Here is a 21,992-nt window from a genome sequence, read left to right as displayed (position 1 = left end):
GCGGGGCCGCCGTCCCCCGGGTCCGTTACGGCCAGGCGGACTCGATGGTCTCCAGGACGTCCCCGGTGGAGGTGCCGGTGACCCAGTCGACCATGCCGTTCCAGAACACGTTGGTGCCCACGGAGGAGGGCATCGCGTCACTGCCGTCGAAGTGGAAGACGGTGTCGGGGGACAGCAGCACCTCGGCGGCGAACTGCGAGGCCGGGTCCTCGATCACGGTCGGGTCCATGTTCCGGTTGGCCGACACCCAGGCGCCCTGGGAGGCGCGGCTGTTGGCGTACTCGGGGGTGGACAGGTACTCGTGGACCGCGGCGACCTCGGGGCGGTCGGCGAAGGGCACGGCGAACTCGCCGCCGCCCATGACCGGGACCTCGGCGCCCGCCTCCATCGGCGGCATGACGAAGCCGTACACGTCGCCGTCCTCGGCGACGGTCACGCCCTCCTCGAACTGCGCGGAGTAGAACGACCCCATCAGGTACATGGCGCAGCCGCCGTCGAGCAGCGGCAGCCCGGCCTCCTGGAAGGAGGTGACGGCGATGCTCTCCACCTCGCCGAAGGTGCCGTTGACGTAGTCGGGGTTGCGGACGATGTCGCCGGCCAGCTCGAACGCCTCGGCGACCTGCGGGTCGTCGAAGGGGATCTCGTGGGAGACCCACTGGTTGTAGACGTCGGTCCCGGCGCTGCGCAGCAGCGCGTTCTCGATCCAGTCGGTGCCGGGCCAGCCGGTGGCGTCGCCGGACTCGAAGCCCACGCACCAGGGCTTGGTGCCGGACTCGGCGATCGTGTCGCTGAGCTCGATCATCTCGTCCCAGGTCTGGGGGACCTCGTAGTCGTTGTCGGCGAAGTAGGTCGGCGAGTACCAGACCATCGACTTCATGTTGGCGCCGTAGGGGGTGCCGTACAGCTCGCCGTCGAAGGTGGCGTAGCCGAGCCAGTCCTCGCCCCAGCCCTCCTCGGCGTTGGCGCGGACCCCGTCGGCGACGGGCACCGCGTAGCCGTCGTCGACGACCCGCTGGAGCAGGCCGGGCTGGGGGATGAGGGCGAGGTCGGGGGCGTTGCCGCCCTCCAGGCGGATGGGCAGCTGGGCCTCGAACTCGCCGCTGCCCTCGTGCTGGATGTCGATGCCGGTGCACGCTTCGAAGTCGGCCCAGGAGCGGTCCATCCGCTCGGCCTCCTCGTCGCGGATGGAGGAGTAGATGCTGACGGTCCCCTCCACGTCCGACCACGCCTCGAAGGGGGCGCAGTCGACGTCGGCGGCGTCCGTACCGCCCCCGCCGCCTTCACCGCTCAGGTAGGAGCAGCCCGTGGCGAGGAGGACGGCGCTCCCCGCCGCGGCGACCAGCGCCAGGTGACGGCGGTTCCCGGATTCTGTTCTCGGCATGGTTCTCCCTTGTGCGAGGGGACATGTGACTCGGGGCACGTTGAAACATGATGCAATCCGCATTGCATGAAAATGTCTACAAAATCCGCAAATACTTTCGTAACGATGCCGAAACGCCCTGGTCACCGCCCATGACCCGACGTTCCGCCGGGTGCGCGGCACACCGGGCCCGCGCGCTCCCGCGCCCGGGCCACCGCGCCGTAAATTGGGGACATGTCCAACGCACCGCAGGTCCCCGAGCATGACGGCCCCGAGCTGCACGTCGCCCTCATCGGCTACGGCAAGGGGGGTGAGGTCTTCCACGCCCCGGTCATCGAGGCGGTCCCCGGACTGCGCCTGTCCGCCGTGGTGACCGGGAACCCCGAGCGCGCCCGCACGGTCCGCGAACGCCACCCGGACGCCACCGTGTACCCGACCGTCGCCGACCTGTGGGCCGACGCCGGGCGCTACGAGATCGCCGTCGTCACCACCCCCAACGACACCCACGCCCCGCTGGCCCGGGCGGCGCTGGAGGCGGGCATGTCCGTGGTGGTGGACAAGCCGTTCGCGCTCACCGCGGGACAGGCCCGCGAGCTCACCGACCTGGCCGAGAAGCTGGGCCGGGTGCTCACGGTGTACCAGAACCGCCGGTGGGACGCGGACTTCCTGACCCTGTGGAACCTGGTGGAGGAGGGCGTGCTGGGCCGGGTGCACCGGTTCGAGTCCCGGTTCGAGCGCTGGCGGCCGCGGGCCAAGGGCACCTGGCGCGAGAGCGGCGCGGTGGAGAACGGCGCGGGGCTGCTCTACGACCTGGGCCCGCACCTGATCGACCAGGCGGTGAACCTGTTCGGGCCGGTCTCGTCGGTCTACGCCGAGGTGGACACCCTGCGCGAGGGTGTGCAGGCCGACGACGACGTCTTCCTGTCGCTGCACCACGCCCGGGGCACCCGCTCCCAGCTGTGGATGGGCGCGCTCACCGCCCAGGCCGGCCCGCGCTTCCGGGTGCTGGGCGACGCGGGGGCGTTCACCAGCCACGGCATGGACGGGCAGGAGGCGCGCCTGCTCGCGGGGGAGAGCCCGACCGCCGAGGACTGGGGGGTGCTGCCCGAGTCGGCCTGGGGGCTGCTGGGCGTGGACGGGTCCACCCGGCGGGTGCCCTCGGCCCGGGGCGCCTACCCCGAGTTCTACGCGGGCGTGCGCGACGCGGTGGGGGAGGGCGAGCCGCTGCCGGTGGACCCGCACGAGGTGATCCACGGCCTGGAGGTCATCGAGGCCGCCCGGCGCAGCGCCCGCACGGGCACGGTCGCCGCGCTCCCGGGGCGCTAGGGGGCGTCCGGCGGGTCGTTCCGGGGTGCGGAGACCGCGTCGCGGGTGAACCGCACCAGGTGGTCCCGCAGCCGCTCCGGGTCGGGCCCGGAGCCGCCCCCGCCGAGCACCAGGCGGGCCAGCTGCGGGGTGATCTGCGGCCACGCGGCCATGCCGATGAGGGTCAGCAGGATCAGCCGCACCTCGGCCTCGGGCACCCCGCCGCCCAGGGCCTCGGAGAGGGAGGCGGTCTTGGCGTCGTAGAGGCGGGCGCGCTCCTCCTCGCCGGGCAGGGGCGAGTCCCCGTAGTGCAGGGCCTCCCAGAGGAAGAGGCGCAGCAGTTCGGGGCGGGCTCGGTGGTAGTCGAAGACGCGCGCGACGTACTCGCCGGGGTCGGCGTCGTCGGTGAGGGTCACGGCCCGGGAGAGCTCGTCCAGGGCGTCCGCGACCACGTGGCGGAAGAGCTGCTCCTTGTCGCCGAAGTGGGCGTAGATGCGCTGCTTGTTGACCCCGGCGCGCTCGGCGATCCGGTCCACCCGGGCCCCGGCGATGCCGTGTGCGGCGAATTCCTCGCGCGCCGCCCGGAGGAGGAGGGCGCGGGTGTTCTCGGTGCGGTCGGCGTTGCGCATCCCCCGATCGTAGGCCACCACCAACCGGTTGGTTTCTCGACTGTTGACAACCAACCAGTTGGTTTTTAATGATGGTGCCATGCCCTCACCACAGACCACCGACAGGACCGCCCGGGGCCCGGGAGCGTCCGCGCACCCCCTCGCCGTCCCGGCCCTGGCCGTCACCGGCGTCCTGGTCGTCGGCCAGCTCTACGCGGTCCTCCCCGTCCTGGGACCCGTCGCCGCCGACTGGGACACGGACCGCTCCACCGCGGCCTGGGCGGTGACCGCGTTCGCCGTCGCCTACGCCGCCGGCTTCCTCGCCTGGGGGCCGGCCGCCGACCGCTACGGACCGCGCCGGGTGATCCTCCTGGGAGCCCCCGCCACGGCCCTGCTGACGGCCGCGCTCCCGCTGGCCCCCGACGCCGTCTCCGGCCTGGCCCTGCGGGCGCTCCAGGGGCTCGCGGCGGCCTCCTTCGCCCCCGCCGCCTTCGGGTACGTCGCGGCCCGCGTCCCGGCGCACCGCCGGGTCACCGCCATCACCTGGCTCACCAGCTCCTTCCTCGCCTCCGCCGTCATCGGACAGCTCGCCGCCCAGGCGGTCGGCCAGGCCGCGGGCTGGCGCTGGGTGTTCTTCGCCGGAGCGCTCTGCCTGGCCGCGGCGGCGCTGCTCCTGCGGTTCGCGCTGGCCCCCGACGAGGCGCCCGCCGACACCGCCGCCGGAGCCCCCGGCGGCATCCCCGCCCTGCTGCGCACCCCGGGGCTGCCCGTCCTCTACGGCGCCACCGCCACGGTGCTGCTCGGCCTCGTCGCCGTGTACGGCGGGCTGGAACTCGCCGGTCCGGACGGCCCCGCCCCGGACCCGGGCGCGCTCCTGGCCCTGCGCGCGGGCGCGCTGCCCGCCATGTTCGCGGTCCCCCTGCTCTCCGGTGTCCTGGCCCGCTCCGCCCCCGAGGCCAGGATCTGCGCCTCCCTGGCCGGGGCGGCGCTCACCGCCGCCCTGCTCGCCCCGTTCGCCGACGCGGGCCCCCTCGCCGTGGGCGTTCTCCTGGCGGTCCTCGCCGGGTGCGTCGCCGTCGCCGCCCCCGCCCTGGTCCAGGCCGTCGGGGCGCGGGCCGGACGGGCCCGGGCCACCGCCACCGCCCTGTACACCTTCGCGCTGTTCGTCGGGGCGGGCGCGGGACCGCAGCTCGCCGCGGCCCTGTCCGGGCGGGGCTTCGCCGCCGTCGCGCTGGGCGCGGCCGCGGCCCTCGCCCTGGGCTGCGCCCTCTCCCTGGCGCTCCTGCGCCGCCCGCGGCGGGGGGAGTGAGCCCTTCCGCCGGTGCCGTTCGGCCCCGCGCACGCCCGTACGGGCCTATGTTGGAGGGAGGTTACCCGAGCGTTTCGCCGAAGGAGACTCCCGTGGCCCAGGTCCTCGTGGTCGCAGACGACCTCACCGGTGCCAATGCGACCGGGGCCCGGTTCGCGCGCACCGGGATGCGGGTGGCCACCGTGACCCCCGAGCACGTCAGCCGGGTCGCGGGGGACTACGACGTGGTGGTCGCCAACCTCGACAGCCGGCACGTCCCCGCCGAGCAGGCGGTCGACCTGATCGCCGACGTGGTGGAGGCGGTCTGGCCGGTGGGCCTGGTGGTCAAGCGGACCGACTCGACCCTGCGCGGCAACGTCGGCGCGGAGCTGGAGGCCGCCTACCGGGAGGTGCGCGAGCGGGTGCCCGCGGGGACCCGGGTGCGGGTGCTGCTCGCCCCGGCCTTCCCGGGGAGCGGGCGCACCACCGAGAACGGCGTCCAGCTCCTCAACGGGGTCCCCCTCCAGGACACCGAGCTCGCCCACGACCCGCTGCACCCGATGACCACCGGCGCGGTCGCCGACATCGTGGCCGCCCAGTCCGGCCTGGCCGTCCGGCACGTCCCGGTCCGCCAGGTCACCCAGAGCATGCTCACCGCCGAACTGCTGGCGGGGGACGAGCCGGTGGTGTTGTGCGACGCCACCAGCGAGCAGCACCTCACCGACATCGCCGAGGCCGCCGCGGCCGCCCACCACGACGACGGCACCGTATGGGTCTCGGTCGACCCGGGGCCCACGGGGGCGCTGCTCGCCTACGCCCTGCGGCTGCGCGGCCAGGCGGGCACCCGCGGGCCCCTGCTGGGGGTGGTGGCCAGCACCACCGACCTGACCCGGCGGCAGCTGGCGACGGTGGCGCGCACCGGCGCGGTCCGCTTCGTGGACCTGGACGCGGTGGCCTTCGCCGACCCCGACGGGGACCACGCCGACGAGGTCGCGGCGGAGCTGACGGAGAAGCTGCTGGCGTCGGGGTTCCCGGACGTGTGCGTGCTGCGGGTGGTCACCACCTCCGAGCGGGTGCGCGCGCTGCCGGGGCGGGTCAGGGCCGAGCTGCCGGTCCGCATCGCCCGGCTGGTCGCGGACACCGTCCAGGAGATCGCCGACAGCACGGGCGCGCACGCCCTGCCCAGCGGGCTGTACCTGACGGGCGGGGACCTGGTCTCGGGGCTGTTCGACGAGCTGGGCGTGCACGCCTTCGACGTGGGCGGAGAGGTGGTCCCCCTGGCGGTCCACGGCCACATCACGGGCGGCCCGCTCGACGGGACGCCGGTGGTGGCCAAGGGCGGCCTGGTGGGCGACGACATCACCCTGGTCGAGTGCCTGGCCAAGCTGCGGCGCGCCGTCCAGGCGCGGCTGCACCAGGTCCACTCGGAGGTCTCCGAGCACGTGGTCCCCACCCTCGTCCACGACCCGGCCTGACCGCCCGGCCGCGGCCGGGCGGTCAGGCCGGGCGGCGGCCCCGGAGGGGTCCGGGAGCGCCGCCCGCCGGCGCGGTCAGCGGGCCGGGGAGGCGCCCAGGTGGTTCGCGGCCAGCTTCCCGACGCGGTCGGCCAGGACGTCCGGGAACTCCAACGGCCCCATGTGCCCCGCGCCCGGCACCTCCACGACCTCCGCGCAGTCCTGCACCAGGGAGGCGATGTGGTGCGCGTGCCAGGGCGGGGTCATGCGGTCCTCGGCGCCCGCCACGACCACGGTCGGCGCGGAGATCGCGCGGACCGTCGCGTCCAGGTCCAGCCGGTTCATCATGTCGCCCCAGCGGCCGCGCGCGACCGGGTTGCAGGCGTGCACCATGCGCGCGCACAGCCGCACCATGCGCGGGTCGGCGCCCGGGCTCATCGCGATGAACTTCAGCGCGGCCGTGGTCGCCGGGTTGCGCGGGCCCAGCGGCAACGGGGCCCGCAGCGTGAACGCGGCCGCCGCCGACCGCCCCAGGACCTTGGGCAGCGGGATCGCGGTGGTCCTCCCGGTCAGCTGCGTGCACCCGGTGTTGGTGAGCAGCACCGCCGCGGCCTTCTCCCGGAAGACCTCGCGGTCCCCCGCGGCCATGACCGTCATCCCGCCCATGCTGTGCCCCGCCACCACGGCGCGCTCGCCGTCCGGGACGGTCGCCGCCAGCACCGCGCACAGGTCGTCGGCCAGCTTCTCCTCCCCGTACCCGGCCGGGGTCAGCGGCACCGGGGTGCGGCCGTGCCCGCGCTGGTCGTACAGCACCACCCGCAGGTCCTCGTCGAGCAGCCGGACCACGGGCCCCCAGGAGGCCAGCGACGTCGCCCAGCAGTGGGAGAACACCACGGTCGGGCCGCTCGCCGGGCCGCGCACCTCCACGTGCAGTTCCGTGCCGTCGTCGGAGACCACCCGCGTCTCGCGGGCCGGACCCAGGTGTCGGATCGCCATCGGGATACCTCTCGTTCGGGGGTTCAGTCGAGCAGGTCGCTCAGGTCGATCTGCGGGACCGGGTAGGGCGGGGTGCCCGAGCCGCTCACCGGGTGCCCGCCCCACAGGTTGGGCTCGGCCAGGGCCGCGACCCCCTCGTGCCCGTCCGGGGTGCGGATCAGGACGGTGCGCACCCCGTTCTCGTAGGCCGCCGTGACCTCCGGGGAGGGCGACAGCCGCCCCGACCACCGGTAGTCGCCGGTGAGGGGGGAGAAGTGCCCGGCCACGTGGCACCGCGCGGTGATCGGCTCGGCCGAGGGCGCGCCGTCGCCGCCGAGGGGGACGAGGCTCACCTCGCCCCGGTACTCCTCTTCGTCGTCGTCGAAACCGCTCATCGCATCCTCCTTCGCTCAGGCGGCCGCGCGGGCGCCGCGGTCGACCCTCAGGTCGTAGTTGTGCGGGTCGAACCAGCGGGTGCGCAGCGCGAAGTCCCAGGTGAAGGTGGGCCACAGGGTGGTGTTGCGCCCCTCCTCGTTGAGGTACCAGCTGTCGCAGCCGCCGGTCACCCAGACGGTGCCCTCCATGCTCCTGGCGACCATCTCGTTGTAGGAGCGCTGCGCCTCCGGCCGCACCTCCAGCCGGTCCAGCCCCTGGCGGCACAGGTACTTGAGCGCCTGGAGGGTGTACCGGATCTGGGCCTCGATCATGAAGACCTGCGAGGTGTGGCCCAGCCCCGTGTTGGGGCCGGCCAGGATGAACGCGTTCGGGAACCCCGCGATCGTGGTGCCGCGGAACGCCTGCACGTTGCTCCCCCAGTGGTCGGCCAGGGACCGGCCCTCGGAGTTGAAGATCCGGTGGGCGACCGGCGGGTCGGTCACGTGGAAGCCGGTGCCCAGGATGATCGTGTCCACCCTGTGCTCGGTCTCCCGCCCCGCGGCGTCCCTGGTGACGACCGAGTCCGGGCGGATCTCGGCGATCCCGTCGGTGACCACGTCCACGTTGGGCTGCGCCAGCGCGGGGTAGTAGTCGTTGGACATCAGGATGCGCTTGCACCCGGCGCGGAAGTCCGGGGTGACCTTGGCTCGCAGCGCGGGGTCCTTGATGCTGCGGGCGATGTTGGCCCGGCCCAGCCGCTCCACGACCGACAGCAGCCGGGGGTTCTTGGCGAAGCCGAGGATGTAGGTCTCCCGCCCCCAGTAGATGCTCTTGCGGGCGATCTGCTGGGTGAGGGGCAGGTTCCGGTACAGCCAGCCCTCGGCCCTGGTGATGTCGCGGTCGTGCCGGAACATCACCCAGGGCGCGGTGCGCTGGAACAGCGACAGCCGCCCGACCTCGGGCTGGATCCGCGGCACGAACTGGATGGCGGAGGCGCCGGTGCCGATCACGGCCACCCTGCGGCCGGTGAGGTCGTGGCCGTGGTCCCAGTCGGCCGAGTGGAACATCCGGCCCTCGAACGTGTCGATCCCCTTGATGTCCGGCAGGGCCGGGTCGGCGAGGGGGCCGGCGCCGCTGACCAGGAACTGGGCGGTGAACGGCCCCCGGGAGGTCTCGATCCGCCAGCGGTTGCCCGCGGGGTCCCAGTGGGCGGAGAGCACCTCGTGGCCGTAGCGCACGTGCCTGTGGATCCCGTACTCCCCGGCGACCCGCTTGATGTAGGCGAAGATCTCGGGCTGGGGGGAGAAGGTCCGGCTCCAGGTGGGGTTGGGCGCGAAGGAGAAGGAGTACAGGTGCGAGGGGACGTCGCAGGCCGCACCCGGGTAGGAGTTGTCGCGCCAGGTGCCGCCGACGTCGTCGGCCCGCTCCAGGACCACGAAGTCCCTCGGGTCCCGCAGCCCTGCCTGCTTGAGCCGGACGGCCATGCCGAGCCCGGCGAACCCGGACCCGATGATGGCCACCCGGAAGTGCGGTGGTGCGTCGGTCACTGTCGATCCCTTCGTGCGACCGGCCCGCGCGAGGGGTCCGCTGCGGGCCGGGGGGTGTGGTCCCCCGGGGGCGTGGCGCGTTACGCCCCCGGGGGAGTGCCGCCCCGGAGGGAGGTGGCGCGTTCCGCCCTCCGGGGAGCCGACTCCCGGGAGCGTGGCGCGTACGCCCCCGGGAGGCCGGGTCCGCCGTCGGAAGGCGTGGCGCGTTCGCCTTCCGACGGCGGGGTCTGGGGTGGGCGCCGGGGCGCCCGGGGAGGTCAGCGGCCCAGCAGGCCGGCCTTCCTCCAGAAGTAGCGGCCCAGGCCGGTGATGGCCCCGGCGGTGTCGAGCGTGCCGACGACCTTGCGGGCCGCCCAGGTCTTGGTGTCGGTCCAGTGCGGGTTGGCGTGCGCGGCCCTGTAGGCCTCGCGGGGGTCCAGCCCGACCTGCTCGTAGACCTTGGGGTTGATCAGGCGGGTCGCCGAGTAGTAGGTGACCAGGCCCAGCACGACCTTGCTGTAGGCCTTGTTGAGGGCGCCGCGCCGGACCCAGTCGCGCTGGAACTCCTCGCGGGCGTAGCGCATGTGCCGCGCCTCCTCGGTCACGTGGATGCGCGCGACCGAGCGGACCAGGGGCAGGATCTGCTCGTCCGGGATCGCCTCCCGCTGGAGCTGGTCCAGGACCTCCTCGACGAACAGGGCGCCGGCGAAGATCAGCGGGCCGTGGGCGATCGCCTTGAAGAGGCGGCCCAGGTGGTAGGCGACCGGGTCGAGCCGGTGGGTGTGCCAGCCGAGCTTCTCCACCATCTTCGCGAACATGACCGTGTGGCGGCACTCGTCGGCGATCTCGGTGTAGGCGTACTGGACGTGCAGCGTGGTGGGGTCGTTGCGGTACGCGTGCCGCACCAGCATCTGCATGAGGATGGTCTCGAACCAGATGCCGATGGTCGCGACGCTGGCGACCTCCAGGCGGCTGAGCTCCTTGCGCTTCTCCTCGCTCAGGGAGTCCCACAGCGGGGTCCCGTAGATGGAGATCCGCTCGGGGCGGATGGCCCACATGTCGGGGTCGACCGGGGCGTCCCAGTCGATCTCGACCAGCGGGTCGAAGGAGGCCTTGGCCGATCCGCGCAGGAGGCGCTTGGCGATGTCCTCCCGGTCGGTGATCTTGGGCTTGGCGGTGATCTCTGCGGTCATTCTCGTCCTCCTCAGGACGCCGTCGGCTGGGGTACGGGGCTGCCGTGACGTGCGTGGAGTCCCCGGGCGATCTCCGCGTCGGCGAAGGCGCCGCCGGCGAGGAGCAGACCGATCCGCAAGTCGACGATCTGCTCCGTGGTGCCGGGGAAGTACCGGAACAGGTGCAGTCCGGCGGTTCCGAGCGCGGTGGAGGCCACGTCGCGCGGTGCGTGCCTGGCCCCGGCGGCCCGGACCACGGCCATGACGGTGTCGCGTTCGGTCTCGGCGGGGACGAGGCCGTCGAGCGCGACGCCGGTGGCACGGGAGCTGTTGTGGATCGGGGTGTCCACGTAGCCGGGGTAGACGGTGGTGACCCCGATGTGGGAGCCGTACTCGGCGCGCAGGCAGTCCGCGTAGGCGGTGACGGCGCGCTTGGACACCGTGTAGGCGCCGGCGAACGGCAGCTGGAGGTTGGCGAGCAGGGACGCGGTGATGACGACGCGGCCGTGGCTGCGGAGGAGGGCGGGCACGGCGGCCGCGGTGACCCGCCAGGTGCCCAGCAGGTTGACCTCCAGGGCCTGGTGGACGTGGACGTCCGGGGCCTGGCCGACGTCGACGGCCGGGCCGACGCCCGCGTAGTGGATGAGCAGGTCCAGCCGGCCGTCGAGGCGTTCGAGGGCCTCGGCGATGCCCTGGCGCACCTGCTCGTCGTCGGTGATGTCGCAGCCGATGACGCCGGGGGCGGGCTTGCGGTCGATGCCGATGACGTTCACTCCGAGGTGCCGCAGGACGGCCACCGTGGCGCTGCCGAAGGCCCCGGAGGCGCCGGTGACGATGGCGTTCAGGCCTGGCAGCCTGCGCAGATGGCGCGGCAAGGGGGTCGTCATGTGATCTCCTCCACAGTCATTGCCGGAACGTTACAACGAGCATTGTCACAATGCAATGGGGTGAAGCCGGAAATTTACTCGCGAGTAGGTTCACCGTCCGTCGCCCCCGGTGTGCGGGGCGTGCCGGAGGCCGGGGTGTGGCGGTGGAGGGTTTCGGGTGGCCGAGAAGAGGGATTGGGGAAGTCCTCGCGCGGTCGAAGGGACGCGGTGTGTCACGGAACCGCGATCCGATCCGGCGGAGGGATGTTCCCCCTCGGGGCGGATGTGCGGGTTCTTGCACTCGTGTCGCAAACCTGACAGCGTCTGTTGTCATGGTCGTTAGCGTCCGCACCGGGAAGATACTGACAAGTAGCGTTCGCGGGTGTCTCTAGGCTGGAGCCATGGCCGAATACCGTATAGACGAACTCGCCCGGCTGGCCGATACGACGGTGCGCAACGTCCGGGTGTACCAGGACCGGGGGCTGCTCGCCCCGCCCCGCCGTGAGGGCCGCGTGGGCATCTACTCCGAGGCGCACCTGGCACGTCTGCGGCTGATCGGCCAGCTGCTGCGGCGCGGGTACACCTTCGCCAACATCGGCGAGATGTTCCAGGTCTGGGAGCGCGGCGGCGACCTCTCCGACATCCTCGGCTTCGAGTCGGCGATCGGCGACGCCTGGAGCGACGAGATCGCCGACTACCTCACCCTGGGCGACCTGCGCGAACTGTTCGGCAAGGGGGTGAACCCCAAGACCATAAAGCGCGCACTGGACCTGGGGGTGATCGAGCGCGACGGCCTGCGCTTCCGGGTGCCCAGCCCCCGCCTGCTGCACGCCGGCGTCGAGCTGGTGCGCATGGGCATGACCGTGGGCTCCGTGCTCGACATCGCCGAGAACCTGCGCGACAAGATCGGCCACGTCGCCGAGCACATGACACGCCTGGTCGCCGACCACATCATCGCCGAGTACGCCCCCGGCACGGTGCTGCGCACCGAGGACCCGGCCGAGGTCGCCGAGGTCATCCGCAAGGTCCGCCCCCTGGCCCAGCAGGCCGTGGACGCGGTGCTGGCCCAGGAGATGGCCGTCCAGCTCACCAACGTCATGGGCGAGCACTTCGCCGACGCCATGGAGCTGCTCAACAACGAGCGCGAGCGCCTCCCCGTGCCCGCCCCCGCCCCCGACGCGCAGGGCTGACCCCCGCCCCGCGCCGACCCCCTCCGCGCAGACCCCGCCGGCCCGGCCGCGGACGCTCCCCGTCCGCGGCCGGGCCCGCACCTCCTCAGGCCGAGACCGGGATCCAGGGGTGCCGCTGGGCCAGGTACGCCCCCCGGACCATCGCCTCCTTGTAGACGGCGGCCGCACGCCCGGTCAGGATCCGTTCGACCGGCGAGTCGTCCGCGCGCACGAACTGGATGAGCCCCCGCCGCCGCCCCAGGCTGAGGCACTGGTTGAAGTAGCGGAACCGCATCGGCCGCACCGGCCGCCCCGCCAGGTGCGCGGCCATCGACTGCACGGCGTGCTGCGCCCCCGGGATGCCCGTGGCGCAGGCCATGCGCAGCTCCCGGCCGTCGGACCGGCGGGCGGCGGGCGGCGGCCGCGTCCCCGACCCCGTAGACCTCGGGGTGGGAGACCGAGCGGAGCCCCTCGTCCACCACCATCCGCCCGGCCCCGGTGACCTCCAGTCCGGCCGCGCCGGCCGGTTCCGGCACCCGGAACCCGGCCGTCCACACCGTGGTGTCGGCGGGCACGAGCCGCCCGTCGGCGCGCACCGGCCCCTCGGGTGGGACCTCCGCCGCCGGGGAGCCCTCGTGGACGCGCACCCCCAGGTCGGCGAGGACGCTCCGCAGGTAGCGGGCGCCCCGGGCGGACAGGTCCGCGCCCGCGGCGCGCCCCGTGACCAGGTGGACCTCCAGCTCCGGGCGGGTCTCGGCGAGTTCGGTGACGGCCTCCAGCCCGGTCAGCCCGCCGCCGACGACGGCCACCGACCGGGCGCCCGCCAGCCGGGCGCGCAACCGGTCCCCGTGGTCGGCCTCGTTGACGGAGTGCAGGTGGTCGGGGAGCGGGCCGGGGCCCACCCCCGGCGGCCGCCCGGACCGGCTGCCCAGGGCGTTGACCAGGAGGTCGTAGCCGAGCGGGCCCCCGCCGCGCAGGGACACGGTGCGCCGCTCCGGGTCCAGGGACTCCACCCGGTCCACGACCAGGTCGACCCCGGTGCCCGCGAGCAGGGCGGACAGCGGGCGGGGCGGCAGGGCCTGCCCGCTCGCCCACTGGTGCAGGCGGACGCGCTCCACGAACCGGTCGCGCTCGTTGACCAGGGTCACCCGCACCCCGGGCAGGCGGCCGGCCAGCTTGGCGGCGACCAGGCCGGTGTACCCGGCGCCCAGGACGACGACGTGGGTGCTCATCGGCCGCTCCCCGCCGGGAACGCCACCAGGGGAGCGGGGTGCCCGGCCGCGACCAGGTGTTCCTTCCACACGGTGCTCACCGTGAAGTGGTTGTCGAACCTCTCCCGGGTGTCCAGGATCCGCTGCGGATCCTCCAGTCCGCGCCGCACCCGGTCGGCGATGCGGAAGTAGTCGAACCGGTCGGTGGCCGGGCTCTTGGCGATGAGGACGTCCGCGGGGGCGTCGGCCGGGGTGGCCCAGGCGTGCACCGCCCCCGCCGGGACCAGGAGCACGTCGCCCGCGGCCAGGGCGACGACCTCCTCGTCGACCAGGACGTCCAGCGCCCCGTCCAGCAGGAAGAAGGTCTCGGGGGCGCGGCGGTGGTAGTGCGGGGGCGGCCCGGCGGTCCCGGGGGACAGGCGGGTGCGCACGGCGTTCAGGGCCGAGCCCGTATGGTGCGCGTCCAGCAGCAGGGTGGTCGTGTCGGCTCCGGCTCCGAGGGTCTCGGCCTCGGCGCCCCGCACCAGCAGGGGGCGGGTGGGAAGGGGCATGGCGCACTCCTTTTGGTTCGCCGCCTTATAGTAAGTGGAGTGATAGTAAGGCAGCTAACTATCAGGGGTCAATAAGATCCCCCCATGAACGACCGCCCCGCAGCCGACGGCCCCGCCGACCCCATGGACACCATCGCCGCGCAGTGGCGGCGTGAGCGCCCCGACCTGGACCTCTCCGCGCTTGGGGTGCTGGGGCGGCTGTCGCGGGCCGCAGCCCTCGTCTCCGCGCGGGTCGACGCCGTCCTGGCCGAGCACGGCCTCCGCGGAGGCGAGTTCGACGTCCTGGCGGCCCTGCGCCGGGCGGGGGAGCCCTACACGCTCATCCCCTCGGAGCTGGCGGACACCCTGATGATGACCCGGGCGGGCATGACCGGGCGGATCGACCGCCTGGAGCGGGCCGGGCTGGTGGAGCGGCGGATCGACCCCGCCGACCGGCGCAGCTTCCTGGTGGCGCTCACCGCCGAGGGCCTGCGGGCGATCGACGGGGTGCTGGCCGACCACGCCGACAACCTGGCGCGGATCACCGGTGTACTGGACCCGGAGACCGCGGACGGGCTCGACCGGGCCCTGCGCCTGATGCTGCGCGGGCTGGAGGGCTCCCCCGGGGCCGGGTGACCCCGGGGGAGGCGCTCAGGAGCCGGCGGCCCGGGCGTCCCCGGCCGGCTTCTCCACGGGGGCGGGCTCGACGACGGTCAGCGGCAGCGGGGCGGTGTACCGCAGCTCCGCGAAGGCACCCGCGGGCACCGCGGGGGAGTGCGGGAACACCGGCTTCACCCGGCGGTACTCCTCCCCCTGGGCCGGGCGGGTGTCCTCCTCGCCCTTGTTGGGCCACATCGACAGCGCGCGCTCGGCCTGCGCGGTGATCGTCAGCGACGGGTTCACGCCCAGGTTCGCGGTGACCGCCGCCCCGTCCACCACGTGCAGGTCCGGGTACCCGAACAGGCGGTGGTACGGGTCGATGACACCGTTCTCGGCGCTGTCGCCGATCGGGCAGCCGCCCAGGAAGTGCGCGGTCATCGGGATGTTGAAGACGTCGCCGACGGTGCCGCCCGGGTAGCCGTCGATCCGCTCGGCCAGCCGGGTGGCCACGTCCTGACCCGCCGGGATCCAGGTGGGGTTGGGCTCGCCGTGCCCCTGCCGGGAGGTGAGCTTCCTTCCCCCGCCGAAGAGCCCCTTCTTGACCGACGTGGTGAGCGAGTTGTCCAGCGACTGCATCACCAGGCCGATGATGATCCGCTCCGACCAGCGCCGGTTGGAGAAGCTGCGGGCGAACACCACCGGGTGGCGGACCGCCCGGCCCAGGAACCGCGCCCAGCGGGGGACGCGGCCGCCGCCCGGCACCTGGATGGCGGTGAGCAGGCCCATCGCGTTGGAGCCCTTGCCGTAGCGGACCGGTTCGATGTGGGTGTTCTCGTCGGGGTGGATGGAGGAGGTGATGGCCACGCCGTGGGTCAGGTCCTCCCGCCACGGCACGTGGCGGCTCATCGCCCCCACCAGGGCCTCGGAGTTGGTGCGGGTGAGCGTGCCCAGCCGGTCCGACAGCCGGGGCAGCAGCCCGGCGTCCTTCATCCGGTGCAGGAGGGTCTGGGTGTTGTAGGTCCCGGCCGCGACGACGACCTGGCGGGCGGTGAACGTGCGGGCGTTCTCCCGGCGCCGGGGGGCGTCGGTGCGCAGGGCGTCGACGGCGTACCCGCCGTCGGCCAGGGGGCGGACGCGCTCCACCGTGGTCAGGGGGTGCACCTCGGCGCCCCCGCGCTCCGCGAAGTACAGGTAGTTCTCGGTCAGCGTGTTCTTGGCACCGTGCCGGCAGCCGGTCATGCACTCGCCGCACTCCAGGCAGGCCCTGCGCTCCGGCCCGGCCCCGCCGAAGTACGGGTCGCCCACGGACTCGCCCGGGGCGGCCTCGGCCCCCGAACCGTCCTCGCCGTCGCCGAAGCAGACGCCGACCGGGGTCAGCCGGAAGGTGTGGCCCACGCCGATCTCGTCGGCGACCGCCTTGAGATGGCGGTCGGAGGCGGTGACGGTGGGGTTGGTGCGCACGCCCAGCATGCGCCGGGCCTGGTCGTAGAAGGGCGCCAGCTCCGACTTCCAGTCGGTGATGTGGCGCCACTGCGGGTCCTCGAAGAACGGGTCCAGCGGGTGGTACAGCGTGTTGGCGTAGTTGAGGGAACCGCCGCCGACCCCGGCGCCGGCCAGGATCATCACGTCGCGCAGCAGGTGGATCCGCTGGATGCCGTAGAGCCCGGCCCGCGGCGCCCAGAGGAAGTTCTTCACGTCCCAGGACGAGGACGGCAGGGTCTCGGGGGTGAAACGGCGCCCTGCTTCCAGGACGCCGACACGGTAGCCCTTCTCGGTGAGGCGGAGGGCACTGACCGATCCGCCGAAGCCGGATCCGATCACCACGACGTCGTAGTCGAAGCGGTCGTCCCCGGTCGGTCCGGTGGCCTTGTCGGGGGTGGCGGGGGAGTCCGCGTTGCGCTCTCGGGGCACGTGCTGGTCTCGCTATCAGGTCGGTTGCGGTCGGCCCGAGGTGCGCCGGCCACGGGTCCGCAACATTCTTTGCGCCATCTAGAATTGTGACAATAACTATTGTAATGTTCGTCACTACCGCCGAGTAAGGTGTGTTCCATGTAACACGCGAGGCGTGCATCGGCGCAAGTTCCTCTCCCCCACGCCGCCTCCCGGGGCGGCGGACCACTGGAGGTTTCCATGCCCAAGGCTTCCGAGGAGACGCCTGAGGTGTCCCAGGACGCGCCTGAGCAGCACGAAGGTCCGCGTGGCACCCGCTGGCGCCGTTTCGCCCTCGTGGCGGTGCCCGGCTTCGCCGCCGCGGCCGTGCTCGGCGGGATGACCACGCAGGGCCTGCTCGCCGCCTCGTTCGCCGTCTCCGGCGACAGCTTCAAGCTCTCCGCCGACAGCCTGGTCGGCAACGGCTTCACCCAGTACGGCGACGTCGCCACGTCCGTGGACGGCGCCGGGCGCCCGGTGGGCCTGTCGGCGATCAACACCGCCGAGATCGACAACCTCTGCCTGTCCTCGCTCTGGGACCTGCCGATCGGCGAGGCCACCCTGGTCATCACCGCGGGGGAGGCCACCCCGGTCGAGGGCACCAACCTGGTCATCGACATCGAGCAGCTCCAGGGCAACGCCGAGTTCGGCGAGATCGAGATCGGCCGGGACGCCAGCACCCTCGACAGGGCCGAGGGCGGCCAGGGCCCGGCGGGCGGCTTCGGCCTCCAGTCCGAGAGCATCACGATCTCCGAGATGGAACTGACCACCTGGGCCGTCACCTCCGGCTCCCTGCGCCTGTCCGGGCTGGGGCTGGCGGTCAAGCCCGGAAACCACGAGTGCTTCTGATCCCATGACCCGTGCACTGACCCTCCTGCGCTCGGGATGGGGACGGTTCCGCGAGTGGCGGCACGGCCGCCCGTTCTGGGGCGGCGTCATCCTCATCGCGGCCGGAGTCGAGCTGCTGGTCGCCCCGGCCGCCCAGACCCTCGTCCTCCCGATCGACCTGATCATCTACGCCGGCATCGCCGGCGTCTCCGGCACCCTCATCGCGGCGCTCTTGATCGTGCTCGGCGTGCTGAGCTGGCTCCAGCCGGCCCAGAACACGTTCTTCGGAGTGGTCGGGGTCCTGCTCGCCCTGGTGACCTTCGTGACCTCCAACTTCGGCGGGTTCGTCATCGGCATGCTGCTCGGCATCGTCGGCGGGTCGCTCGTGTTCGCGTGGGGTCCCAGGACCCGTCGGCGCCCGCGCGGGCGCCGACGGGCCGGGGCCCCGGCGGACGGCGCCGCGGACGGGGACGCGGCCGCCCCCGACGACGAACTGCCCGCGGCCGGGGGGCCCGAGGCCGGGACCCGGCCGCTGGCCGCCCTCGCCCTGCCCCTGGCCGCCGCCGTCGTCCTGGCCTCGGCCCCCGCCCCCACCCTGGGCTGGCCCTGGGACTGGCTCTTCCCGGGCGGCGGGGGCGAGGAGCAGCCCGCCGACGACCCCTCCGCCTCGCCCTCCCCCTCCCCGTCACCGACCCCCTCGCCCGGCGACCCGGGCGGCGACCCCGCCCCGGAGGAGCCCGGCACCGAGGACCCGGGGGAGGAGCCCGGCGAGGAGGGGGGAGAAGAAGGGGAAGAGGAGGCCGGTGAGGAGACCGAGGCCGACCCGGCCGAGTGCGAGTTCCGCACCGGCGAGGGGGCGCTGGCCCGGAGCGAGGACGAGTTCGTCGAAGCGGTCCTGGCCTGCCAGGCCGCCCAGGAGGCCGACGAGCTCCCCGAGGTCCCCGCAGACGCGGACTACGACTGCTCCCGCGGCTCGGTCCGCACCTCCGGGCTGACCGCCGACGTGCTGACCATGAGCGGCGCCCGCTACGACGGCGTCGTGGAGTGCCCGACCGCGAACGGCCCCCAGCGCTACATCCGGCTCACCATGGACCGGGCCGAGGTCACCGGCGGGGACCTGTGGTTCGAGGAGCACGGCACCCGGATGAGCCTGGGCCTGCCGTCCATGACCCTGGACGGCGACGTCGTCATGCACGTCACCCGGATGAAGGTCAACATCTTCGGGATCCCCCTCCCGATCACCTTCACCCCGGACTTCCCGCCGCCGCTGCTGCTGCCGTACATGTTCGTGACCGAGGTCGACGTCTCCAGCCCGATGGCGGGCACCGACCGGATGAACATCACCGGCCTGAACGGCCGGTTCGCGGGCTGACGCCCGCAGGACACGGCGGGGGCGCCGCGCGGTCCGCGCGGCGCCCCCTGTCGTGTTCCGGGCCCGGGTCAGCGGCCCTCGGCGATCAGCCGGCTCGGCCGCCCCACGTGCGAGACGTACAGGGCGTCGCGCGCCCGCGTGCAGGCGGTGAACAGCAGCGTCCGCTCCTGCTGGAAGGCGTGCTCCAGGGCGACCTGGTCGCCGTCGGCGGCCTCGATCGCGGCCTTGGGCGGCAGCAGGTGGTCGGCGACCCCCACCAGGGCCACGCAGCGGAACTCCTGGCCCTTGAGCCGGTGCAGCGTGCCCACGCGCACCGCCCCCGAGCCGCCGGACTCCTCCAGCGGTGCGGTCGGGATGCCCCGGGCCGTCAGCTCCTTGTCGATCCCGCGCACCACCCAGTGGTTGCGCCCGGCCACCGCGATCTCGGTCGGGTCGACCCCCGCCTCCAGCCACACCCGCACCCAGTCGCCCAGGGCGGCGAGCTCCTCGGCGCGGTCGGCGCAGCCGCGCACCACCGGCGCCGGGCCGCGCAGCAGCGAGCGGTAGCCGGCCAGGGTGTCGGCGTCGTCGTCCATGCCCAGCGCCGCCCTGCGGCCCAGGATGGGCATGCTCCAGTCGAGGATCTCCTGGGTGACCCGGTAGCCCACCCGGAGCCGGTGGCCGCGCCCGCGCACGTTGATGCCGAGCGAGGCCAGGGAGACCCGGTTGTCGGACACCCGCTGGTGCGGGTCGCCCACGATGAACAGGTCGTCGGGGCCCTCGGGGACGGCGGCGCGCAGCATCCGCCACTGGGCCGGGTGCAGGTCCTGCGCCTCGTCGACCACCGCGTGCCGGAACAGCGGCGCCCCGCGGCCCAGGACACGGGCGGCCTCCGCGGCCAGCTGCGGGTAGGACCACAGCCCCTCCACCCGCATGGCGCCGACGTAGCGCCGGATCGTCTCCCACACCTGGCGCCGGTGCTCGGGCGCCAGGTGCTGGACACGCCCGCTGCGCTCGCAGCGGATGTACTCGGGCAGCAGCTCCATCCCCTTGGCGAGGATGACCTGCTCCCACTCGTCGACCAGGAAGCGGCCGGAGAAGGGCAGCCCGTCGGCCAGCGCCAGCGCGCGCCAGCGGCGGGCCAGGTCGTCCTTGCCGATGAGGCGCGGCGGGACGCCGTGGGCCTGCACCACGGAACGGGCGAGGCTGTCGATGGTCGCCACCCGGACCCGGGCGCGCACCCCGGGGTCGGGCAGCAGCTGGTCGAGGCGGTCGGACAGGGACTGGGCCAGGGCCCGGTTGTAGGTGGTCAGCAGGACCGACTCGCGGTGGTCCTCGGGGTGGGCGGCGGCGTCGCGCTCGGCCAGGTGGGCGGCCCGGTGCAGGGCGATGACGGTCTTGCCGGTGCCGGGGCCGCCGGTGATCTGCACGGCGCCGTTGTAGTGGGCCTCGGTGATCCGGTGCTGGTCGGGGTGGAGCGTGACCTGCCACTGCCGGAAGGGCGCGCGCAGGGCGCCGGCCAGCTCGGGCGGGCCGCTGGGGCGGGGGTCGGCCGGGGCGCCGCCGCCGAGCGGGACGATCTCCGGGGACGCCGGGACCAGGCGGCGGGCGAAGCGCAGCGCCTCCTCGCGCGGCAGCACGGTGAGCAGGCGGTAGCGGGTCCGCGGGTGCTCGGCGGGGTCGTCCCCGGTCCCGTCGTCGGGCTCGTCGTCGGCGGGTGCCGGGACGACGACGCCGGACCAGTCGGGGTCGATGCCGACGATCCGGACCCGCGGGTCGGCGGCGTCCGCGACGGGCTCCAGGGCGGGCCGTTCGCCGGCCTGGTAGGCGCGCATCACGGCCAGGGTGTTGAGCTGGACGTCGGGCGTGAGGCGGGTGAAGTCGCTGAGGAAGGTCGGGGCGATCGCAAGGGCGGACACGTCGTGGGTCTCCTCCGGTCTTCGACCAGGTGATGGCTCGGGGTCTGAGGCGTTCGGAGCGGGCGGTGTCGGGGCGGAGGGGCCGGGCCGGCGAACCCTCTCACCTGTGAACATGCTCTCTGCGGAATTCCGGCAAACGCCGCTCGCGGGCCGATTCCCGTCAGGTTTCCGGGGCTTTTCGGGAGGGGTGTCGTCCCAGGTGGGAGGGGGTTCTGCGGACGCCTGTTCGAGTGCCGTCCCGAGCATTTCCGGGGCGCGCGGAGGCGCGTCCGCTGACCTGCGGTTCCGTGGCGGTCCACAGTGTCCTCAAAGGTGTTTAAGTGCTGTCCGAAACCCGGCAACGCAGGGCGACAATGCCTGATCCGGGCGGGGGTCGTGGGAAGGCCGGTGCGGGATGGGCCGGTGAGAACCGGCGGACCGAAAATCGAACGGAAGAACGGTCATCCGGTAACGCATGTGTACAGACGTGTCTTCTGGTGGCATTTCACGCAGTGGCCGGTTTCGGACACGCTCTGTGCAGAGCCGTCCGGGCACGAGATCGTGTAACGCACAGGGGAGACGGCCGCGTGCCATCCGTGCGGTCCAGGACTCTGCCGGGGTCCGTCCTACCCCGGCAGAGTCCTGACCACCCGCGGGCGTGCGCCGCGGGTGCCCACTCTGCGGCGCGGCGCTCCGGAGCGCCCCGCCACCACCCTCACCGGTACCCCGGCCCCGCCCGCCCCAAAGCACGCAGGGCGGGGCATTCCCATTCCCTTCGCGAGGCGGCCGTGCTCTACGGTGGTGGTCACCAGGACGACGAAGGGAACGGTGCGGTCGTGGTCTCCGACGAAAGCGCCCGTATGCGGGTCTCCGACGCCGAACGCCAGCAGGTGGCGGAGGTGCTCAGGGACGCCGCGGCCGAGGGGCGCATCACCCTCGACGAACTCGACGAGCGGCTCGAGGCCGCCTTCAACGCCAAGACCTACGCCGACTTCGAGCCCATCACCGCCGACCTGCCCGGCGCGCCCGGGGCGGCCGCCGCCGAGCCCGTCCCCGCCGTGGGGGCCGACCGCTCGGCCGACCGCCTCCGCCCCCAGGACGTCATGGTCATCCGGTCCGACGGCGACACCTTCTCCCGCAAGGGCCGCTGGCAGGTGCCCCGCCGCATCGAGGTCCGCAACAGGTACGGGGGCACCCGGCTCGACTTCCGCGAGGCCGACATCCCCCACGACCGCGTCGAGGTCCACCTGGAGGTGTCCTGGGGAGGCGCCGAGGTGATCCTCCCCGAGCAGGCCACCGCCGAGGTCGACGTGGACACCTCCTGGCTGGGCAGCCTGAAGGTGGACGCCGACGCCATCCCCCGCCCGCCCGCTCCGCACTTCGTCATCACCGGCACCTGCCACGGCGGCACCCTCCAGGTCGGCCACCGCCGCCCCTTCTCCTGGTCCTCCCTCTTCGGCGTGTGACCGCCCCGGCCCCACGGGCCGCGGGCCGCGGGGGCCCGCGGGCTGCCATCATGGGGTGCGCCCCGCGCGGGGGCGCGGGAA

Annotated in this window: 19 protein-coding genes and 1 pseudogene; 8 read left to right on the top strand and 12 right to left on the bottom strand. The window is 73.7% G+C overall.

The features are described 5' to 3' along the window. Window positions 1-25 precede the first annotated feature (25 nt). Window positions 26-1,381: an ABC transporter substrate-binding protein gene (locus K1J57_RS02590; protein WP_220562883.1), complete on the bottom strand. Its 1,356-nt coding sequence runs from the start codon at window positions 1,379-1,381 to the stop codon at window positions 26-28. Window positions 1,382-1,594: 213 nt separating this feature from the next. Between K1J57_RS02590 and K1J57_RS02585 the strand changes: the two genes are divergently transcribed. Then, on the top strand, window positions 1,595-2,686 hold the full coding sequence (locus K1J57_RS02585; protein WP_220562882.1) for a Gfo/Idh/MocA family oxidoreductase: 1,092 nt from the start codon (window positions 1,595-1,597) through the stop codon (window positions 2,684-2,686). On the opposite strand, the gene K1J57_RS02580 is transcribed toward K1J57_RS02585, so the two are convergent. Next, the gene (locus K1J57_RS02580) at window positions 2,683-3,294 is read right to left on the bottom strand and encodes a TetR/AcrR family transcriptional regulator (RefSeq protein WP_220562881.1); all 612 of its coding nucleotides are present in this window, start codon (window positions 3,292-3,294) and stop codon (window positions 2,683-2,685) included. The genes K1J57_RS02585 and K1J57_RS02580 overlap by 4 nt on opposite strands. Window positions 3,295-3,373: 79 nt before the next feature. On the opposite strand from K1J57_RS02580, the gene K1J57_RS02575 reads away from it, so the two are divergent. Beyond that, window positions 3,374-4,582, top strand: a complete 1,209-nt coding sequence (locus tag K1J57_RS02575; protein WP_220562880.1) for an MFS transporter — start codon at window positions 3,374-3,376, stop codon at window positions 4,580-4,582. A gap of 92 nt (window positions 4,583-4,674) precedes the next feature. Beyond that, complete coding sequence (locus K1J57_RS02570) at window positions 4,675-6,036, top strand: four-carbon acid sugar kinase family protein (protein WP_220562879.1); 1,362 nt, start codon at window positions 4,675-4,677, stop codon at window positions 6,034-6,036. Window positions 6,037-6,111: 75 nt separating this feature from the next. On the opposite strand, the gene K1J57_RS02565 is transcribed toward K1J57_RS02570, so the two are convergent. From K1J57_RS02565 to K1J57_RS02545, 5 genes are all read right to left on the bottom strand, one after another. Further along, window positions 6,112-7,011, bottom strand: a complete 900-nt coding sequence (locus K1J57_RS02565; RefSeq protein WP_220562878.1) for an alpha/beta fold hydrolase — start codon at window positions 7,009-7,011, stop codon at window positions 6,112-6,114. 23 nt (window positions 7,012-7,034) lie between these two features. Then, the gene (locus K1J57_RS02560; protein WP_220562877.1) at window positions 7,035-7,385 is read right to left on the bottom strand and encodes a DUF4873 domain-containing protein; all 351 of its coding nucleotides are present in this window, start codon (window positions 7,383-7,385) and stop codon (window positions 7,035-7,037) included. A gap of 15 nt (window positions 7,386-7,400) precedes the next feature. Then, window positions 7,401-8,912: an NAD(P)/FAD-dependent oxidoreductase gene (locus tag K1J57_RS02555; protein WP_220562876.1), complete on the bottom strand. Its 1,512-nt coding sequence runs from the start codon at window positions 8,910-8,912 to the stop codon at window positions 7,401-7,403. Window positions 8,913-9,169: 257 nt separating this feature from the next. Further along, window positions 9,170-10,084, bottom strand: coding sequence for a diiron oxygenase (locus K1J57_RS02550; protein WP_220562875.1), 915 nt, complete (start codon window positions 10,082-10,084; stop codon window positions 9,170-9,172). An 11-nt stretch (window positions 10,085-10,095) separates the two neighbouring features. Next, the gene (locus K1J57_RS02545) at window positions 10,096-10,950 is read right to left on the bottom strand and encodes an SDR family oxidoreductase (RefSeq protein ID WP_220562874.1); all 855 of its coding nucleotides are present in this window, start codon (window positions 10,948-10,950) and stop codon (window positions 10,096-10,098) included. Between the two features lie 380 nt (window positions 10,951-11,330). Here K1J57_RS02545 and K1J57_RS02540 point away from each other — a divergent pair, with 380 nt between their 5' ends. Next, window positions 11,331-12,119 (top strand): MerR family transcriptional regulator, encoded by a 789-nt coding sequence (locus tag K1J57_RS02540; RefSeq protein WP_220562873.1) that lies wholly within the window; start codon window positions 11,331-11,333, stop codon window positions 12,117-12,119. Window positions 12,120-12,204: 85 nt separating this feature from the next. Here the strand turns inward: K1J57_RS02540 and K1J57_RS02535 are convergent, their stop codons facing one another. From K1J57_RS02535 to K1J57_RS02525, 3 genes and pseudogenes are all read right to left on the bottom strand, one after another. After that, window positions 12,205-12,477, bottom strand: coding sequence for a hypothetical protein (locus K1J57_RS02535; RefSeq protein ID WP_220562872.1), 273 nt, complete (start codon window positions 12,475-12,477; stop codon window positions 12,205-12,207). Between the two features lie 79 nt (window positions 12,478-12,556). After that, a pseudogene (locus K1J57_RS34125) lies at window positions 12,557-13,330 on the bottom strand (NAD(P)/FAD-dependent oxidoreductase); the annotation flags it as partial. Beyond that, window positions 13,327-13,860, bottom strand: a complete 534-nt coding sequence (locus K1J57_RS02525) for a cupin domain-containing protein (RefSeq protein WP_220562871.1) — start codon at window positions 13,858-13,860, stop codon at window positions 13,327-13,329. The gene K1J57_RS02525 and the pseudogene K1J57_RS34125, both read right to left, overlap by 4 nt. Window positions 13,861-13,944: 84 nt before the next feature. On the opposite strand from K1J57_RS02525, the gene K1J57_RS02520 reads away from it, so the two are divergent. Further along, complete coding sequence (locus K1J57_RS02520) at window positions 13,945-14,475, top strand: MarR family winged helix-turn-helix transcriptional regulator (RefSeq protein ID WP_220562870.1); 531 nt, start codon at window positions 13,945-13,947, stop codon at window positions 14,473-14,475. Between the two features lie 15 nt (window positions 14,476-14,490). Here the strand turns inward: K1J57_RS02520 and K1J57_RS02515 are convergent, their stop codons facing one another. Next, window positions 14,491-16,350: a GMC family oxidoreductase gene (locus tag K1J57_RS02515; protein ID WP_220562869.1), complete on the bottom strand. Its 1,860-nt coding sequence runs from the start codon at window positions 16,348-16,350 to the stop codon at window positions 14,491-14,493. A 219-nt stretch (window positions 16,351-16,569) separates the two neighbouring features. Between K1J57_RS02515 and K1J57_RS02510 the strand changes: the two genes are divergently transcribed. Next, entirely contained in the window at window positions 16,570-17,217 is a 648-nt protein-coding gene (locus K1J57_RS02510) for a DUF6230 family protein (protein WP_220562868.1), read from the top strand. Window positions 17,218-17,221: 4 nt separating this feature from the next. Beyond that, window positions 17,222-18,568: a DUF6114 domain-containing protein gene (locus tag K1J57_RS02505; protein WP_220562867.1), complete on the top strand. Its 1,347-nt coding sequence runs from the start codon at window positions 17,222-17,224 to the stop codon at window positions 18,566-18,568. A 68-nt stretch (window positions 18,569-18,636) separates the two neighbouring features. Here K1J57_RS02505 and K1J57_RS02500 read toward each other — a convergent pair whose 3' ends face one another. Continuing rightward, window positions 18,637-20,466, bottom strand: a complete 1,830-nt coding sequence (locus K1J57_RS02500) for a UvrD-helicase domain-containing protein (protein ID WP_220562866.1) — start codon at window positions 20,464-20,466, stop codon at window positions 18,637-18,639. A gap of 815 nt (window positions 20,467-21,281) precedes the next feature. Between K1J57_RS02500 and K1J57_RS02495 the strand changes: the two genes are divergently transcribed. After that, a complete protein-coding gene (locus tag K1J57_RS02495; protein WP_255646804.1) occupies window positions 21,282-21,911 on the top strand; it encodes a DUF1707 domain-containing protein in 630 nt (209 codons plus the stop codon). Window positions 21,912-21,992 lie beyond the last annotated feature (81 nt).

Origin of the sequence: Nocardiopsis sp. MT53 (assembly GCF_019598965.1) — a bacterium.
GTDB classification, from domain to species: domain Bacteria; phylum Actinomycetota; class Actinomycetes; order Streptosporangiales; family Streptosporangiaceae; genus Nocardiopsis; species Nocardiopsis changdeensis.
Note: the sequence above shows the minus strand (reverse complement) of the source record. Positions and strands in the feature narration are given on the sequence as shown.

Coding starts and splice junctions, on each gene's coding strand:
- K1J57_RS02590 (WP_220562883.1), bottom strand. CDS start 1,381: ATGCCGAGAACAGAATCCGGGAACCGCCGTCACCTGGCGCTGGTCGCC.
- K1J57_RS02585 (WP_220562882.1), top strand. CDS start 1,595: ATGTCCAACGCACCGCAGGTCCCCGAGCATGACGGCCCCGAGCTGCAC.
- K1J57_RS02580 (WP_220562881.1), bottom strand. CDS start 3,294: ATGCGCAACGCCGACCGCACCGAGAACACCCGCGCCCTCCTCCTCCGG.
- K1J57_RS02575 (WP_220562880.1), top strand. CDS start 3,374: ATGCCCTCACCACAGACCACCGACAGGACCGCCCGGGGCCCGGGAGCG.
- K1J57_RS02565 (WP_220562878.1), bottom strand. CDS start 7,011: ATGGCGATCCGACACCTGGGTCCGGCCCGCGAGACGCGGGTGGTCTCC.
- K1J57_RS02560 (WP_220562877.1), bottom strand. CDS start 7,385: ATGAGCGGTTTCGACGACGACGAAGAGGAGTACCGGGGCGAGGTGAGC.
- K1J57_RS02550 (WP_220562875.1), bottom strand. CDS start 10,084: ATGACCGCAGAGATCACCGCCAAGCCCAAGATCACCGACCGGGAGGAC.
- K1J57_RS02545 (WP_220562874.1), bottom strand. CDS start 10,950: ATGACGACCCCCTTGCCGCGCCATCTGCGCAGGCTGCCAGGCCTGAAC.
- K1J57_RS02540 (WP_220562873.1), top strand. CDS start 11,331: ATGGCCGAATACCGTATAGACGAACTCGCCCGGCTGGCCGATACGACG.
- K1J57_RS02535 (WP_220562872.1), bottom strand. CDS start 12,477: ATGGCCTGCGCCACGGGCATCCCGGGGGCGCAGCACGCCGTGCAGTCG.
- K1J57_RS02525 (WP_220562871.1), bottom strand. CDS start 13,860: ATGCCCCTTCCCACCCGCCCCCTGCTGGTGCGGGGCGCCGAGGCCGAG.
- K1J57_RS02520 (WP_220562870.1), top strand. CDS start 13,945: ATGAACGACCGCCCCGCAGCCGACGGCCCCGCCGACCCCATGGACACC.
- K1J57_RS02510 (WP_220562868.1), top strand. CDS start 16,570: ATGCCCAAGGCTTCCGAGGAGACGCCTGAGGTGTCCCAGGACGCGCCT.
- K1J57_RS02505 (WP_220562867.1), top strand. CDS start 17,222: ATGACCCGTGCACTGACCCTCCTGCGCTCGGGATGGGGACGGTTCCGC.